Source organism: Parazoarcus communis SWub3 = DSM 12120, assembly GCF_003226565.1.
In the GTDB taxonomy this organism is placed as follows: domain Bacteria; phylum Pseudomonadota; class Gammaproteobacteria; order Burkholderiales; family Rhodocyclaceae; genus Parazoarcus; species Parazoarcus communis.
The window spans coordinates 431,272-446,630 of record NZ_QKOE01000001.1 but is presented as its reverse complement, the minus strand read 5'-3'; the positions used below and the strand labels follow the sequence as shown (position 1 = coordinate 446,630).

General features: G+C 62.5%; 17 protein-coding genes and 1 other RNA gene. 8 read left to right on the top strand and 10 right to left on the bottom strand.

Annotated elements, in window-relative coordinates; all coding sequences use genetic code 11:
• The first annotated feature begins 99 nt into the window (after positions 1-99).
• The 3 genes from DNK49_RS02105 (at position 100) to DNK49_RS02095 (ending at position 2,879) form a co-directional block, all read left to right on the top strand.
• Complete coding sequence (locus DNK49_RS02105; RefSeq protein ID WP_110522645.1) at positions 100-1,326, top strand: glycosyltransferase family 4 protein; 1,227 nt, start codon at positions 100-102, stop codon at positions 1,324-1,326.
• Between the two features lie 147 nt (positions 1,327-1,473).
• A complete protein-coding gene (locus tag DNK49_RS02100) occupies positions 1,474-2,415 on the top strand; it encodes a carbohydrate kinase family protein (RefSeq protein WP_110522644.1) in 942 nt (313 codons plus the stop codon).
• Positions 2,403-2,879, top strand: a complete 477-nt coding sequence (locus DNK49_RS02095) for an outer membrane lipoprotein (protein ID WP_110522643.1) — start codon at positions 2,403-2,405, stop codon at positions 2,877-2,879. The genes DNK49_RS02100 and DNK49_RS02095 overlap by 13 nt, the downstream gene beginning before the upstream one ends.
• A 13-nt stretch (positions 2,880-2,892) precedes the next feature.
• Here DNK49_RS02095 and DNK49_RS02090 read toward each other — a convergent pair whose 3' ends face one another.
• From DNK49_RS02090 to DNK49_RS02060, 7 genes are all read right to left on the bottom strand, one after another.
• A complete protein-coding gene (locus tag DNK49_RS02090) occupies positions 2,893-3,291 on the bottom strand; it encodes a diacylglycerol kinase (protein WP_110522642.1) in 399 nt (132 codons plus the stop codon).
• A gap of 80 nt (positions 3,292-3,371) precedes the next feature.
• Complete coding sequence (locus tag DNK49_RS24045) at positions 3,372-4,904, bottom strand: DUF3426 domain-containing protein (RefSeq protein ID WP_165843251.1); 1,533 nt, start codon at positions 4,902-4,904, stop codon at positions 3,372-3,374.
• A gap of 7 nt (positions 4,905-4,911) precedes the next feature.
• Positions 4,912-5,790 carry a 50S ribosomal protein L11 methyltransferase gene (gene prmA, locus DNK49_RS02080; RefSeq protein WP_110522641.1) on the bottom strand — a complete coding sequence of 293 codons (879 nt, stop codon included), beginning with the start codon at positions 5,788-5,790 and terminating at the stop codon, positions 4,912-4,914.
• A gap of 11 nt (positions 5,791-5,801) precedes the next feature.
• Positions 5,802-7,163, bottom strand: coding sequence for an acetyl-CoA carboxylase biotin carboxylase subunit (accC, locus tag DNK49_RS02075; RefSeq protein ID WP_110522640.1), 1,362 nt, complete (start codon positions 7,161-7,163; stop codon positions 5,802-5,804).
• 5 nt (positions 7,164-7,168) lie between these two features.
• On the bottom strand, positions 7,169-7,615 hold the full coding sequence (accB, locus tag DNK49_RS02070) for an acetyl-CoA carboxylase biotin carboxyl carrier protein (protein WP_110522639.1): 447 nt from the start codon (positions 7,613-7,615) through the stop codon (positions 7,169-7,171).
• Positions 7,616-7,930: 315 nt separating this feature from the next.
• The gene (locus tag DNK49_RS02065; protein ID WP_110522638.1) at positions 7,931-8,485 is read right to left on the bottom strand and encodes a TlpA family protein disulfide reductase; all 555 of its coding nucleotides are present in this window, start codon (positions 8,483-8,485) and stop codon (positions 7,931-7,933) included.
• Positions 8,482-9,015, bottom strand: coding sequence for a hypothetical protein (locus DNK49_RS02060; protein WP_243632229.1), 534 nt, complete (start codon positions 9,013-9,015; stop codon positions 8,482-8,484). The genes DNK49_RS02065 and DNK49_RS02060 overlap by 4 nt, the downstream gene beginning before the upstream one ends.
• Positions 9,016-9,172: 157 nt before the next feature.
• Here DNK49_RS02060 and mpl point away from each other — a divergent pair, with 157 nt between their 5' ends.
• A complete protein-coding gene (gene mpl / locus DNK49_RS02055) occupies positions 9,173-10,522 on the top strand; it encodes a UDP-N-acetylmuramate:L-alanyl-gamma-D-glutamyl-meso-diaminopimelate ligase (RefSeq protein ID WP_110522637.1) in 1,350 nt (449 codons plus the stop codon).
• Positions 10,523-10,567: 45 nt separating this feature from the next.
• Here the strand turns inward: mpl and DNK49_RS02050 are convergent, their stop codons facing one another.
• From DNK49_RS02050 to DNK49_RS02040, 3 genes are all read right to left on the bottom strand, one after another.
• On the bottom strand, positions 10,568-11,203 hold the full coding sequence (locus DNK49_RS02050) for a BON domain-containing protein (RefSeq protein WP_110522636.1): 636 nt from the start codon (positions 11,201-11,203) through the stop codon (positions 10,568-10,570).
• Positions 11,203-11,796: a phosphoheptose isomerase gene (locus tag DNK49_RS02045; protein ID WP_110522635.1), complete on the bottom strand. Its 594-nt coding sequence runs from the start codon at positions 11,794-11,796 to the stop codon at positions 11,203-11,205. The genes DNK49_RS02050 and DNK49_RS02045 overlap by 1 nt, the downstream gene beginning before the upstream one ends.
• 137 nt (positions 11,797-11,933) lie before the next feature.
• Complete coding sequence (locus tag DNK49_RS02040) at positions 11,934-12,347, bottom strand: YraN family protein (RefSeq protein WP_110522634.1); 414 nt, start codon at positions 12,345-12,347, stop codon at positions 11,934-11,936.
• A 28-nt stretch (positions 12,348-12,375) separates the two neighbouring features.
• On the opposite strand from DNK49_RS02040, the gene rsmI reads away from it, so the two are divergent.
• From rsmI to rnpB, 4 genes are all read left to right on the top strand, one after another.
• A complete protein-coding gene (rsmI, locus tag DNK49_RS02035; protein ID WP_110522633.1) occupies positions 12,376-13,209 on the top strand; it encodes a 16S rRNA (cytidine(1402)-2'-O)-methyltransferase in 834 nt (277 codons plus the stop codon).
• Between the two features lie 54 nt (positions 13,210-13,263).
• Positions 13,264-14,301 carry a dihydroorotase gene (gene pyrC, locus DNK49_RS02030; protein ID WP_110522632.1) on the top strand — a complete coding sequence of 346 codons (1,038 nt, stop codon included), beginning with the start codon at positions 13,264-13,266 and terminating at the stop codon, positions 14,299-14,301.
• 14 nt (positions 14,302-14,315) lie between these two features.
• Positions 14,316-14,738: a hypothetical protein gene (locus tag DNK49_RS02025; RefSeq protein WP_110522631.1), complete on the top strand. Its 423-nt coding sequence runs from the start codon at positions 14,316-14,318 to the stop codon at positions 14,736-14,738.
• 27 nt (positions 14,739-14,765) lie between these two features.
• Positions 14,766-15,145: RNase P RNA component class A (rnpB, locus tag DNK49_RS02020), an RNA gene on the top strand.
• Positions 15,146-15,359: the final 214 nt, after the last annotated feature.

The following is a 15,359-nucleotide window of genomic DNA, read 5'->3' as shown; positions in this document are numbered from 1 at the left end:
AAAGGGGGCGGGAATCGTGCTCCGCCAAGGCTGACCTGTCATCCATCCTTCATTGCACGGTCATCGGCCTGACTTGCGTGGGGGGCAGCATGCGCAGACATGGAGACGCCACTTTCCCTGCAGAATCTGTCCCGTTCGGCGCGCCAGTTGCGCGTCGCCGTGGTGACCGAAACCTATCCGCCCGAAGTCAATGGCGTCGCCATGACGACCGGGCGCATCGTGGAGGGCCTGCTGGGATTAGGGCACAGGGTGCAATTGGTGCGGCCCCGCCAGGGTGTGGCGGATCAGGCGGTCAATGGGCGCGACTTTGAGGAAGTGCTCGCGCGCGGCTTGCCGATTCCCCGCTACAGTCACCTGAAGATGGGCTTGCCCGCACGTCATGCCTTGCAGCGGATGTGGACGCTGAGGCGACCCGATCTGGTTCAGGTGGTGACGGAAGGGCCGCTGGGCTGGTCCGCAGTGGCAGCAGCACGCAAGCTGTCCTTGCCGGTCGTCACCGAATTTCATACCAATTTTCATAGTTACAGCCGCTATTACGGCATGGGGTGGCTCAAGCAGCCGGTGGAGGCCTATCTGCGCCGCTTCCACAACAAAGGTGCGGTGTGCCTTGTGCCGACTGCCGAGCTTGCCGCACATCTGACCGAGCGTGGCATCCGTCGGGTCGAGGTGGTCGCCCGCGGCGTTGATACGCGTCTGTTTTCGCCAGTGCACCGCTCGTCGGCACTGCGTGCGTCCTGGGGGGCGAACGATCGTACGCTGGTCGTGACCGTGGTTGGACGGATTGCACCAGAGAAGAATCTGGCGTTGGCTGTACGCGCCTTTGAAGCGCTGCGGCAGAACGTACCCGACGCCAGGATGCTGTTCGTTGGGGATGGCCCTGCCAGAGGGGCCCTGCAGGCGGCACACCCGGCGTTCGTGTTTGCTGGCATGCGGACCGGCGAGGATCTTGCTGCGCATTATGCTTCGGCCGACTTGTTCATGTTTCCAAGCCTCACCGAAACGTTTGGGAACGTGACGACCGAGGCCCTGGCCAGTGGTCTGCCGGTGATCGGCTTCGACTACGCTGCGGCTGCGGGGCGTGTCCGCAGCGGTCATAACGGCTGGCTGGCCAAGCCAGGGGATGAAGCTGCTTTCATCGAGGCTGTCGTGCGCGTGGGCGGCGACCGGAGTTTGCTAAATGGTCTTGCGCAGCATGCCCGACCCAGTGTGCTTGATGCAGAGTGGAGTGCCATTGCGCGTCAGCTGGCCGGTATCATGGAGGGCGTGGTCGACGCGCACGAGGCGCGCGTGCTGCCGCCACCTCGTCTTAAACGCGCGGGGGTCTGAGCGTTCGGCTCGACCCGGTGGCGGCCCATTCAGGATGCAGGCTCAGGCATGTGCTGACGGTACGTGTGTCCTGCTCTTCTGCCAGGCTGAACCTGTTTATCGAGTGGGTGCCTATAATGCGGGGTTTAAACCTTTGCAGGGGCAGTCATGTCCATTCTTGTCTGTGGTTCGATGGCTTACGACACCATCATGGTTTTTCACGACCGTTTCAAGAACCATATCCTGCCCGAGCAGATCCACATCCTGAATGTCTCCTTTCTGGTACCGGATTTGCGGCGTGAATTTGGTGGCTGTGCCGGGAATATCGCTTACAACCTTCATCTGCTGGGCGCTGACCCGCTGATCATGGCCACCGTCGGTGATGATGCTGGGGCCTACCGACAGCGTCTCGATGATCTGGGCTTGCGTCAGGATCATGTGCTGACCGTGCCGCGTACCTATACCGCACAAGCCTTCATTACGACGGATCTCGACGATAACCAGATCACTGCCTTCCACCCGGGTGCGATGATGCATTCTCACCTGAACCAGGTGGCTGATGCGACCGGCGCCACGCTGGGCATCGTCGCGCCGGATGGCAGGGACGGCATGTTGCGTCATGTCGCAGGGTTCGCCGAGGCCGGTGTGCCCTTTGTCTTCGATCCGGGGCAGGCCCTGCCCATCCTGTCTGGTGAGGAGTTGTTGCATTGCCTGAACCTCGCCCGCTATTGCACGGTCAATGACTACGAAGCGAGTCTGATGAGCGACAAGACGGGTCTTTCCGTCGAACAGTTGGCTGAGCGGGTGGATGCGCTGGTGGTCACACTGGGGGCGGGCGGCTCGGTCATCCATGCCGGTGGGCAACGTATCGAGGTGCCGGTTGTGAAGGTCGATCAGCTTGTCGACCCTACGGGATGTGGCGACGCTTACCGGGCGGGGCTCCTTTATGGCATTGCCAACGGTTGGGACTGGCTGCGTAGTGGTCAGCTCGCCGCAGTGATGGGCGCCATCAAGATCGGCCACCGGGGTGGTCAGAATCATCGACCCAGCCGCAAGGATATTGCCCGCATCCATGCGGATGCATTTGGAGAGGAACCATGGACGGAGTGAAATCGTGCTGCGGCTGGCGGGCCTGGGGGCTTGCTTTGGTGGCGGTCTTCGCACTGGGCGCGTGTGCCTCCGGGCAGGGTGGGGCGACCTACTCCCGCGACGAAGCCCGACGGGCGATGGTGGTGCAGTTCGGCACCCTGGAATCGGTTCGTCCTGTGCTGATCGAGGGTACCAAGTCGCCGGTCGGTACGGTTGCCGGCGCAGCGGTGGGCGGCATTGCCGGCAGTTCGGTTGGCGGTGACCGTGGCTCGGCCATCGGCGCCGTGGTCGGCGCGGTGGCCGGTGGCCTGGCCGGTGCTGCCATTGAGGAGGGTGTGACCCGCACCCAAGGCGTGGAGCTGACAGTCAGGCTGGAAAATGGTCAGTATCTTGCGGTCGTCCAGGCCGATCAGGGAGAGCGCTTCCTGCCGGGTGAGCGGGTTCGTATCCTGCGTGATGGAGGCACGACCCGGGTCACCCGCTGATGAGGGCGCGAACTCAGGCGAACAGGACCAGTCCCCATACCGCTGCCAGATTGACCAGTGCAATCAGAACGGCGGCGCTACCGATGTCCTTGGCGCGTTTTGCCAATTGATGGTGCTCGAGCGACACACGGTCGACAGTTGCTTCGATCGCCGAATTGAGCAGTTCGACAATCAGCACCAGCAAGGTGCTGCCTATCAGCAATGCCTTGCCGGTACCGTTGGTTGGCACGAACAGTGCGGCCGGAATGAGAATGGCGGCAAGCAGGCACTCCTGGCGAAAAGCATCTTCCAGGCGGAAGGCTGCCTTCAGCCCGGCCAGCGAATATCCGAATGCGTTCCAAACCCTGACAAGACCAGTCTTGCCCTTGAAAGGGCTTTCCGGGGAAGGGTGTGGGTTTTTTGTTGAGTTCATGAAGATGTTTCTGGTTGGCCGGGGAGGCGCCGCGCCGGGAGTATGTCAGCCCGGCGTGACGGGGCAGTGACGGTGGTGTATCAGGGGTAGAAGACGTACACCCGGTAACCGGTCGGGTTCAGATCGGTGACCGACAATGGCTGCCTGAGTGCAATGTCGCCACGTGCTGCGAAGGCCGAACTCAGCTTGTCGGCGGCAATCCATTCTTGCGGGCTGAGTACTCGGCGTGCGACCGGGGTATCAGCACCATCGGTCAGCGTGAGTTCGAGGTGGGGCCATTCCTGCGGGAAGTCGGCCTGATTCCGGACCGTCGCATGCAGGATGAAGCGTCCCGGGCGACCTGGTTCGGATTGCAGGTCGGAAGCAATGATGACAATCTTGTCGGCTTCCCGTGGCAGGGGCACCTCGCATGCTAGCGCATTGCAGGCTGAAACCAGTAGTGGCCGCAGCCCGGGCAGGGCCCGGGTGAGATCGGTCCTGAACAGGTAGATGCCTTGCGTAAGCAGGCAGCCAGCAAGCAGCCCGAGCGTCAGTCCCCAAAGCGTGCGTTGCGCGTTGCTTCGCCCGCCGGTCTTGCCGTAGATGCGGTCCAGGTGCTGAACATCCGGTGCTGTTGCTGTCAGGGGAGGAAGTGACAGGGCGGGTGGATCGGTTTCGACTTCGTTGTTCGTGTGATGCAGATGTGCGGACGGCTCGACGCGTGATGCATCCCGTGATTCGGCCCTCTCCTCGACGATCGGTGTTGGCGCAGGGTGTGTGTCACCACGGTCAGCGTCCGCGGAGGCTGGTTTGCGTTCGGACCGGATTACGCCCGGCAGGCGAACTTCTGCAGGCTCTGATACTTCGTCTGAGGGGGTGGGGTGCAGCGCGAAAGGGGCCTGCTTGTCAGTCGGTTCCCGAGTGGCGGAGAGGAGGTCTTCCGTCGCCCTGTCCAGCGAGGGAAAGGCCAGTGGCGCGACCGTCGGGCGCAGAGGCTCGGTGCGCGTTTCCGCCGGTGGTGGCGTCGGGACGTCAAAGAAGCTGGAGAAGTCGATTTCGTCCAGCGTCGGCTCTTGCTGGCGCGGAATGAAACTTGAGCCCGACCTGGTACTGCCGTCGGATTGTGGGTCTCGACCAAGCTCCGTCGGAATGTCGAAGTCGAGGTCGTTGAGCAGGGCGGAGGAGGCCGTGTCAGCTGGGACTTGCGGCGCAACAGGCGGCACTGCGGGTTCGGGAGGGTAGGGTTCTGGTGTGGGATCAACGCCTGCGCTGCTGATTGCAGGGCCGAGGTCGAAGAAGTCCAGGTCAATTGTTGAGTCAGGCCCTTGTGCTTCGGGCTCGGGCTTGGACAACGGTGGCGTCTGTTGCTCGAGTTCGAGCGATGTCGCGATCGGTGGCGCGTGGGCAGGCTCGGTTGTGGTGCGAGCTTCGGGGCCTGGTGCCGCGGCTTGCGTGGCCTCCTCCACCGTTTGCTGCGGTGTCGATGCTGGTGCTTCGCGCGTCTCTACCAGATGCTCCAGGGCATTGAAGGGGTGAAAGCAGTGGCCACAGCGCACCTCGCCACGGCGCGCCCGAAGTTGCTCGGCACGCAGCCGGAAAACCGTCTGGCAGGCCGGGCAACGGGTCAGCATCATGGGGTGTTCAACCTTCCAGCCGGACCCAGCCGTCGAGCGTCGCGCCGACGTGCAACCGGGCATACGGAGCCCAGGCTTCGATGACCTGATCAGCCTGTTGCTCGAGGACGCCGGACAGTGCAACCCGGCCGCCTTGTGCAATGCGCGAGGCAATTGCCGGCGCCAGTACGCACAGCGGGTTGGTCAGAATATTGGCGACAACGATGTCGAAGGTCTCGTTCAAGGTCTTGCCAGAGTGCTGAACCTGCATGTCGACGCGGTTGCGCCGAGCATTGTCCTGCGCGGCTTCAACCGCTTTCTCGTCGATATCGACCCCCAGCACATGGCCAGCGCCGAGTCGCGCGGCCGCAATGCCGAGAATCCCTGAGCCGCAGCCGTAGTCGAGCACGGATTGTCCTGCCCGTACAGTGTTGCAGAGCCACTCGAGACACAGCCGGGTAGTGGGGTGTGAGCCGGTGCCGAAGGCCATGCCGGGGTCAAGTTCGATGTTGATGGCAGCCGGATCCGGCGCATCATGCCAGGATGGGACGATCCACAGCCGGTCGGTGATGCGGATCGGGTCGAACTGGCTTTGGGTGAGCTGCACCCAGTTCTGCTCGGCGATGGACTCGGTGGTGTAGGGCGGTACCGTGTCCAGTCCCACTGCTGTAGCCGCTTCGGCAAGCATGGGTTCGAGGGGGGCATCGGCGTCGAAGAGCGCAATCACGCGGCTGTGCGCCCACAGGCCGGTGGGCAGGTGGCCCGGTTCGCCGAACTGAGGCGTTTCCGCCTCGGTGCCGGCGTCGGCATCTTCGATCGAGACCGAGAGCGCACCACTCTCCATCAGGGCTTCGGAGAGTGCTTCAGCCTTGTCATCGTCCGCTTGCAGGGTGACGGAGATCCACATGGTTGTTCCGTTCAGCCGGCCTTGACTTCGCCGCGATCGGCGAGCTTGTGCTCAAGGTAATGGATGCTGGTGCCGCCCTCAATGAAGCGGGCATCAAGCATCAATTCCTGGTGCAGCGCGATATTGGTCTTGATGCCGCTGACCGACATCTCGGAGAGTGCGATGCGCATGCGGCGGATGGCCTGTTCGCGGGTGTCGCCGTACGAGATCAGCTTGCCGATCATCGAGTCGTAATGGGGAGGGACGGTGTATCCGTTGTAAACATGTGAGTCTACGCGGATGCCCGGGCCGCCAGGGGTGTGCCAGTTGGTAATCTTGCCCGGAGAGGGCGTGAACTTGAACGGGTCTTCGGCGTTGATCCGGCACTCGATCGAATGGCCACGGAACTCGATGTCGCGCTGGCGGAACCACAGCTTGTCACCCGCCGCGACGCGAATCTGAGTCTGCACGATGTCAATACCGGTGATCATCTCGGTGACCGGATGTTCGACCTGAACACGGGTGTTCATCTCGATGAAGTAGAACTCGCCGTTTTCGTACAGGAATTCGAAGGTCCCCGCGCCCCGATAGCCGATCTTGCGGCACGCTTCGGCGCAGCGCTCGCCGATCTTGGCGATCAGCTTGCGGTCGATGCCCGGTGCAGGCGCTTCTTCAATGACCTTCTGGTGACGGCGTTGCATGGAGCAGTCGCGCTCGCCCAGATAAACGGCATTGCCGTGCTGGTCGGCCATGACCTGGATCTCGACATGCCGCGGGTTCTCGAGGAACTTTTCCATGTACACGACCGGGTTGCCGAACGCGGCCTGCGCCTCGGAACGGGTGGTGGTCACGGCATTGAGCAGGGCGGCTTCCGTGTGAACCACCCGCATGCCACGTCCGCCGCCGCCGCCGGCTGCCTTGATGATCACCGGGTAGCCGACAGCGCGGGCGATCTTGACGATCTCCTTCGGATCCTCGGGCAGTGCGCCGTCCGAGCCGGGTACGCAGGGGACGCCCGCCGCCTTCATGGCGTCCTTGGCGGACACCTTGTCGCCCATCAGGCGGATGGTGTCCGGGCGTGGGCCAATGAAGACGAAGCCGGACTGTTCCACGCGTTCGGCGAAGTCGGCGTTTTCTGACAGGAAGCCATAACCAGGGTGAATGGCTTCGGCATCGGTGACTTCTGCTGCCGAAATGATCGCCGGAACATTGAGATAGCTCAGTCCGGAGGGTGCCGGGCCAATACAGACCGATTCGTCGGCAAGCTTGACGTACTTGGCTTCGGTGTCCGCCTCCGAGTGCACGGCGACGGTCTTGATGCCGAGCTCACGGCAGGCGCGCAGCACCCGCAGGGCAATCTCGCCCCGGTTGGCAATCAGGATCTTCTCGAACATGGTGCTCAACCAATCACGAACAGCGGCTGACCATACTCGACCGGTTGGCCGTTCTCCACCAGGATGGCCTTGATCGTGCCACTGGCGTCAGCCTCGATCTCGTTCATCAGCTTCATGGCCTCGATGATGCACAGACGATCGCCTTCGCTGACGCTCTGACCCACTTCGGCCAAGGGCTTTGCTCCGGGCGCCGAGGCTCGGTAGAAGGTGCCGACCATCGGCGACTTGACCACATGTCCGTCCGGCAGTGCGTCGGCAGCGGGTTCGGTGCTCACGGTCACAGCCGCCGCCGGAGCCGCCGCTTGCGGTGCGTGCTGCACATAGGTCATCTGCTGGGGGGCTGCCAGGTGCTTGGCAATCCGGACTTTCTCCTCCCCCTCGGTGACTTCGAGTTCGGAAATTCCCGATTCCTGGACGAGGTCGATCAGTTTCTTGAGTTTGCGCAGATCCATGCTTTACTCCGGACAATACGACGCCCACGGTAGGGCTGCCGATGTGGATGGCGAATTATCTTCCCGTTGGGGACGCTAGGGGGCGGTTTCGGTCTTGGCGCATCGAGCGCCGGGTTTCAGGAGCGATGCAGGCGACGATCATCTCGACGGTGGCGCATGGGCCGGGATCCGCCGAAGGGGGTGAGATCGGTACATGAGGGCTCCAGGTCCGAATCCGATTGTAGGGTGAGGCTGAAGTCAGACCGCAACTTAGCGTGACTTGGCCGCGAGTTTGCCGCAATTCGCGTCAATTTGTCCAGCCGCCTCGCTGCAAGCTCAGTTTTGTTCGTCGAGCAGTGCGCGGATTTTGCGCTCGAGTTCGTCCTGTTTCAAGGTGCCAAGCTTGACTTCGCGGGTCGTGCCGCTGCGATCGATGATGACGGTAAATGGGAGGCCCTGGGCAACATTGCCAAAGCCGGCGGCGAGCCCCATCACGTCAGAGGATGCAATGAGCAAAGGGTAAGGTACGGCAAACTCGGCTTTGAATGCCTGCACCTTTTCGACCGTATCGATGCTCAAGCCGACGAACTGTACCGGTGCGTGTTCGAAAGTGCGGCTGGCTGCAGCGAAGTCAGGAATCTCCTTGCGGCAAGGGGGGCACCAGGTTGCCCAGAAGTTGACCACGATGACCTTGCCGCGCCATTGCGACATGGCTTGCGTTTGGCCGGCAAGGTCTGGCAGGTTCAGTGCCAGCAGGGCCTCGGTCGCTCCGCTGGCCACGACCGGGGCGGGTTTCGACGGCGCCGCCGTGCTTTGGCTGGTAATGTAGCCAGCCGCACCAGCAAGGGCGGCGACGAGGGCGATCAGCGCGTATTGTGCGTAGCGGTTCATTCTGTGGTGGTTGCGGGTTTGAGCAGAGCTTCGACTTGCGGCAGGCGGGCACGTTCCTGGTGATGGCGCCGGCCTGCTCGTTCGGCGCCTGCCGGGTAAATGGACAGTCGCACGGGGATGTCGTCCCAGTCGAGGCTGAGCACGGCCTCGGGTGCGCCGGGAGCGGGCTTTCGCGGCTCGCGATGAATGTAGGCAAGATCCTGGTTGAGGAAAAAGATCTCGACTTCCTTGGCGCTTTCGGGAAACAGTTCGATTTCCAGCTCTGAATAGCGACCCGCGGTGCCGTCCAGCGCGCCGCCCGTGAGGTAAGGACGGAAATCAGCCAGCAGTCGCATGATGTCCACCGCCGCGGCCCGCATCTCATGCAGTCGCTCGGCCTGCTCCTCATCCTGGTACAGCGCCTGCCAGGCGCGCAGTTCGGCTTCGATCTCGGCGTTTGTGGGCAGGGCTTCAGATTCGCTGGCGCCCAATTGACGCGCCGCCTTGCGTTTGGCGAAACCGAAATCGCTGATGCCGTCTTCGGCCATCATGCGGGCAGCCAAGGCGGCGATTTCCCGCCGCAGGGTATTGAATCTCGGAGTGTTGCCGTGGGGGGGCATGAATGCAGTGGCGCTGGTGCCATCGGGTAGAATGCCGCCCATTCTACACGGGCGGGTTTGATCCGCTTCGTGCTCTTCTGGAGTTCTCATGCATATCCACATCCTTGGCATCTGCGGTACCTTCATGGGCGGGGTGGCGCTGTTGGCACGGTCGGCCGGTCACAAGGTCACCGGTTGCGATGCCAATGTCTATCCGCCAATGAGCAGTCAGCTCGAGGAGCAGGGTATTGAGCTGACCGAAGGCTTTGATCCGGCTCAGCTCGAGCTTGCGCCGGATGTATTCGTGGTAGGCAATGCGATCTCGCGTGGCAATCCATTGCTGGAGGCCATTCTCGATCGTGGCCTGCCTTATGTGTCGGGGCCGCAGTGGCTGGCGGAGCATGTGCTTGCCGGGCGCTGGGTGCTGGGGGTCGCGGGGACGCACGGCAAGACCACCACCTCGTCCTTGCTCGCCTGGATGCTGGAGGATGCCGGACTCAATCCCGGTTTCCTGATCGGCGGTGTGGCGCAGAACTTTGGTGTATCTGCGCGTCTGACCGATTCGCCGTTCTTTGTCATCGAGGCCGATGAGTACGACACCGCTTTTTGTGACAAGCGCTCCAAGTTCGTGCATTACCGGCCACGTACCTTGGTTTTGAATAATCTTGAGTTCGATCATGCGGACATCTTTGCCGACCTCGCAGCGATCGAGACGCAGTTCCATCACCTGGTACGGACGATGCCGCGTACCGGCCGTATCGTTGCCAATGCGGCTTCGTCCGCGCTGGAGCGCGTGATCGAGCGTGGCTGCTGGTCGGAGCTTGAGTGGTTCAATCGGCGCGAGATGTGGTCGGTAGACGTTGGGCGAGAGGATGTCGAAGCCGTGTTTTCGTTGGCTGGAGAGCTGCTCGGAAGCGTCGATCTGCCACTGGCTGGCAGTCATAATCGTGAAAACGCACTGGCTGCGGTTGCGGCTGCGCGGCATGTCGGTGTGCCGCCCTCACAGGCCATTGGCAGTCTGGCGCGGTTCAAGGGCATCAAGCGTCGGCTGGAGGTTCGTGGCGTGCAGCGCGGCGTCACTGTATATGACGATTTTGCGCACCATCCGACAGCGATCGCTCTGACAGTCGAGGGCTTGCGCCGCAGGCATCCGGCGGGGCGGATTCTGGCCGTGCTCGAGCCGCGTTCGAACACCATGAAGCTGGGGGTCATGAAGGCGCAGCTCCCCGGCAGTCTTGCGCAGGCGGATAAGGTGTTCTGTTACACCCAGGGCTTGGGGTGGGACGCTGCGCAGGCACTTGCGCCACTGGGGGAATCTGCGGCCTGCCATGATGACCTGGACCGGCTTGTCGCGGATGTCGTCGCGCAGGCTGAAGAGGGGGATCATGTGCTCGTCATGAGCAACGGAGGCTTTGGCGGCGTTCATCAGCGCCTGCTGACTGCCCTGCAGTCAGCCTGAGTCAGGCCGGCGCCCGCTGTCCCGCGGGCATGCCGGTCAGATCGCTCAGTTACTGGCGGGGCGTCTGCCGCCTGACAGGCGCAGTGCTTCTTCGTCGCTGATGATCTCGAATACGCGGACCACCTTGCTGACGCCCTGGCTGGTACGGGCGATCTCGGTGGCGGCGTCGGCTTCCGAGCGCGTGACCAGTCCCATCAGGAACACGATGTTTGCCTCGGTCACGACCTTGACGTGGTTCGCCGAGAAACGGTTGGCGTCGACGAAGCGAGCCTTTACATTGGACGTGATCAGGCCATCATTGGCTCGGGCTGTCAGCGAGGAGGCCGGGCCGACGCGCAATTCGTTGATGATACCCTTGACGTTCTGGATGGTGCCGATCAGGCGCTCGGCTTCGGCCCGAACGTTGTCGTTCTGGACTTCGCCGGTTAATAGCACGTTACGATTGTAGGCCGTGACGTTGATGTGATTCAGTGCGCCAAAATGGTCGCGCAGCAGGCTGAACCCCTTCCATTCAATGCCTTCGTCCTCCACATAAGTGCCCGAGCTACGGCGGTCCGCAATCATCATTGCGCCGGCGCCGACGCCGGTAGCAACGACCGGAAAGCAGCCCTGCAGCAGCGGTAATGCGGTCAGGCCGGCGAGGCCGAGCAGCAGGGTGCGACGGTTTTGCGAGGTCTTCATCAGTCTTCAACTCCAAGCAACAGGCAATCGATGCCATCACACAGGCAGTGCAGCACCAGGAGGTGCACTTCCTGGATTCGGGCAGTGCGGTCGGATGGCACGCACAGATGGATGTCTTCCGGGCTCAGCAGTTCCCCGATCTTGCCGCCGCCTTTGCCCGTCAGTGCGATGACGCGCATTTCGCGTTCGTGTGCGGCAGCGATTGCGTCGATGACATTGGGTGAATTGCCGCTGGTCGAGATTGCGAGCAGGATGTCGCCGGGTTGGCCGAGTGCTCGCACCTGCTTGGAGAAGATCTGCACGAAGTCGTAGTCGTTGCCGATCGAGGTCAGGATCGAGCTGTCGGTGGTTAGCGCGACCGCGGCCAGTGGCGGACGCTCCATCTCGAAACGATTGACCAGTTCGGCGGCAAAATGCTGCGCGTCGGCGGCCGACCCGCCATTGCCGCAGGCCAGGACCTTTCCGTTATTGATGAGGCTGCTGGTCATGGCTTCGATTGCCTGCGCGATCGGAGCGGCCATCCACTCGATGGCGCCGAGCTTGGTCTGGGCGCTGTCTTCGAACTGGCGGGAAATACGGTCAATCAGGTCCATGTCGCGGTCGTTGAGCTGCCTTGGGAGAATAAGTCTAGCATGGGGTGCGTGCTGTCTCTTTCTTCGGCAAGAGCGTAAAAGCGAGGCTTTGTATCAGGATTTGCCCGGCGGGCTGACCATAGTCCTGCCGAGGAGCTTCAGTCCGCGTCGAAGGCCGCAGTCATCCAGTGCAGGGAGGTGGTGTCGGGACTTGCAAAGAGCACAGCGTCAAAGCGGCATGGGCGGGTGGCGTGATGCCGGCCGGCGCCGGCCAGCCACCACTGGGTGGCGAGGATGATGCGTTGGCGCTTGCTGGCGGTGATGCTGGCTGCTGCCCCGCCAAAGCGGCTGGAGCGGCGCAGGCGGACTTCGACGAACACCAGGGTTTCTCCGTCGAGTGCAATGATGTCGACTTCTCCGCCCCGGCAGCGGACATTGCGGGCCAGGATGCGCAAGCCATGCCGGATCAGGTGGTCTGCCGCCAACGCCTCTGCCTGTTGTCCGCAGGCTTGCGCAGTATTTGCCTGCGCACCCACAATCGCTGTCTTGGACTTCAGGATGCCTTTTTTCATGACCGATCCCGTTTCATTGGCGCCATTAATGTCTTCGTCATTGTACGTGGTGGCGACTCCGCTCGGAAATCTCGGTGATATCAGCCAGCGGGCACTTGATGTGCTGCGAGGTGTCGACATCATCGCGGCCGAGGACACACGCCACAGTCAGCGCCTGCTCGATGCTTTCGGGATTCGCGTCCGGCTGACCGCATTGCATCAGCACAATGAGCAGAAGGCTGCGGATCAGTTGGTGCATTGGCTTGCTGAAGGCAAGCGGGTCGCGTTGATCTCCGATGCGGGTACGCCCGCGATTTCGGACCCTGGCGCGCGCGCAGTGGCGCGTGTGCGTCAGGCAGGGTTTGCGGTGGTGCCGGTGCCGGGAGCGTGTGCGGCGGTCGCTGCGCTGTCGGTGTCGGGATTTGCCGAAGGCGGGTTTCGCTTCGTTGGTTTCTTGCCGCCCAAATCCGCTGCGCGGCTTACGGTGCTTTCGGGCCTGGTGGGCGAGCGTGATGCGCTGGTCTTCTACGAGGCACCACATCGGGTCGTTGAATGCGTGACGGATATGTTGGCAGCCTTTGGTGCCGCGCGGGAATTACTGGTGGCGCGTGAGATGACCAAGCTGCACGAGGAGATCGTGCGCCTGCCACTGGGTGAAGCTGTGGCGTGGTTTGCTGCGGACGACAACCGGGTGCGTGGAGAGTTTGTCCTGGTCGTCCAGGGGGCGCCCGAACCGGAGGGTTTGTCTGCTGAGGCCGAGCGTGTGCTGGGCCTGTTGCTGGCCGAGTTGCCGCTCAAGACGGCAGCCCGGTTGGCCGCCGACATCAGCGGCGAGCCGAAGAACGCGCTCTATGCGCGTGCGCTGGTTCTCAAGCGTGACTGAGCGTGCGCAGGGCAGCGCGTTTATAATCAGGCGAAACCTCCACAGAGCACGTACATGCATTCGATTTCCCTGATCCGCCCTGACGACTGGCATCTGCACGTTCGCGATGGCGAAGCGCTGGCGACGGTCGTACCGCATACCGCAGGGCGCTTTGGCCGCGCCCTCATCATGCCCAACCTGCGCCCGCCGGTGACGACAACGGCGCAGGCCCTCGCTTACCGCGACCGCATTCTTGCCGCGGTGCCGGCCGGCATGCGCTTCGAGCCGCTGATGAGCCTTTATCTCACCGACAACATGCCGGCTGACGAAATCGACCGCGCAAAGGCCAGTGGCGCCGTCGTCGCCGCCAAGCTGTACCCGGCGGGGGCAACCACCAACTCCGATGCCGGGGTGACCGCAATCGACAAGATCTATCCGGTGCTGGAGCGGATGGAGGCCTGTGGAATGGTGTTGTGTGTGCATGGCGAAGTCACTGCAGGCGATGTCGATGTGTTTGATCGTGAGCGCGTCTTCATCGAGCGTGTGTTGTCGCCGGTCGTGCGCCGCTTTTCTGCGCTCAAGGTGGTTTTTGAGCACATCACGACGTCGGAGGCGGCCCAGTTCGTCCGGGCGGCGGGTGCAAATGTCGGTGCGACGGTCACTGCACATCACTTGCTGCTCAATCGCAATGCCATCTTTGCGGGTGGCATCCGGCCGCATCACTATTGTCTGCCGGTGCTCAAGCGTGAGACTCATCGTCAGGCGCTGGTCGAGGCGGTGACCTCGGGCAATCCGCGCTTCTTCCTGGGTACGGATTCCGCCCCGCATGCGCGCAGCGCCAAGGAGTCGGCCTGTGGTTGTGCCGGTTGTTATACGGCCCATGCCGGTATCGAACTGTACGCCGAAGTCTTTGACGCGGCAGGCGCGCTCGATCGGCTGGAGGCCTTTGCCAGTCTCAACGGCCCGGCTTTCTATGGTCTGGCGCCAAACGCAGACCGCATCACGCTGCAGCGGGAAACCTGGCAGGTGCCGGCGAGCTATGGTTACCTCGGAAATGACCCGCTGGTGCCGTTGCGGGCGGGTGAGTCGGTGGCCTGGAAACTGGTCGATTGATTCGGAGCCGGATCATGTTGATGCGCAAGGCGCGACTCTGGTGGCTGGTGGGGGTGTTGCCGATGCTGGCTGCGTGCGAGAACAGTGCAGTTGCGCTGTCGATCGAGGGGAAGGAGCATGCGCTGACACTGATTCGCGAACAGCCCTATTTTTGGGATGATGAGGTTCGGCAGTTCGTCGTCGTCGCCAGATTGCCGCATTGCCAGAAGAAGGTGCGTATTCATCCTGGTCGGGCTGTCATGCAGGATATGGCGGTGTATGAGGCGGGCTACCAGTTGTGGGCGCTGCAGCAGGGCGGACGCTGGTACCTTGCCAGTACCGAGCAGTGTCTGGTGCAGGATTGGGAAAATCCCGATGGCGCCCCGCCTGGAACGGCGGTTGGTCGTTTTCATCTGAAGGATGGTGTGCCGGTATTTTCTGCGACAGCGAGAGAATAGCCCGCGCTCGCGTATAATCCGAGGCGGGAAGTTCGCCAGGCAGTCGCTGTGTGCCTTCGGGTGCATGGAGGAAAGTCCGGGCCCCGCAGAGCAGGATGCCGGCTAACGGCCGGGCGCCGTGAGGCGACGGAAAGTGCAACAGAGAGTAAACCGCCGATGGCCTCCGTCAGGGGGATCAGGTAAGGGTGAAACGGTGGGGTAAGAGCCCACCGCAGGACTGGCGACAGGACTGGCACGGCAAACCCCATCCGGGGCAAGGCCAAATAGGGGAGTCATGGCGTGGCTCGCGTCGCTCCCGGGTAGGCTGCTAGAGCGGCACGGTAACGTGTCGCCCAGAGGAATGACTGCCCGATGCATCGGTTCGCCGGTGCGTTCGACAGAACCCGGCTTATCGGCGAACTTCCCAAATCCCGATTCGGATTCAATGTGGCGTGGCGTGCCTGCGCCCCTTTTCCATGCTCCGTGGGCGTCTCTTACCCGTGTCGAGCGCGTGTTTCCCCCACTTTCCCCCACTTCGTCTGCCGGCACTGGCTGGCTTGAACAAATATCTCACCAGAATGCGCTATTTGCCTTGATTTTTCAGGGATTATCTGCGGCCCTTGTGCGCACCTTAAGTCATTG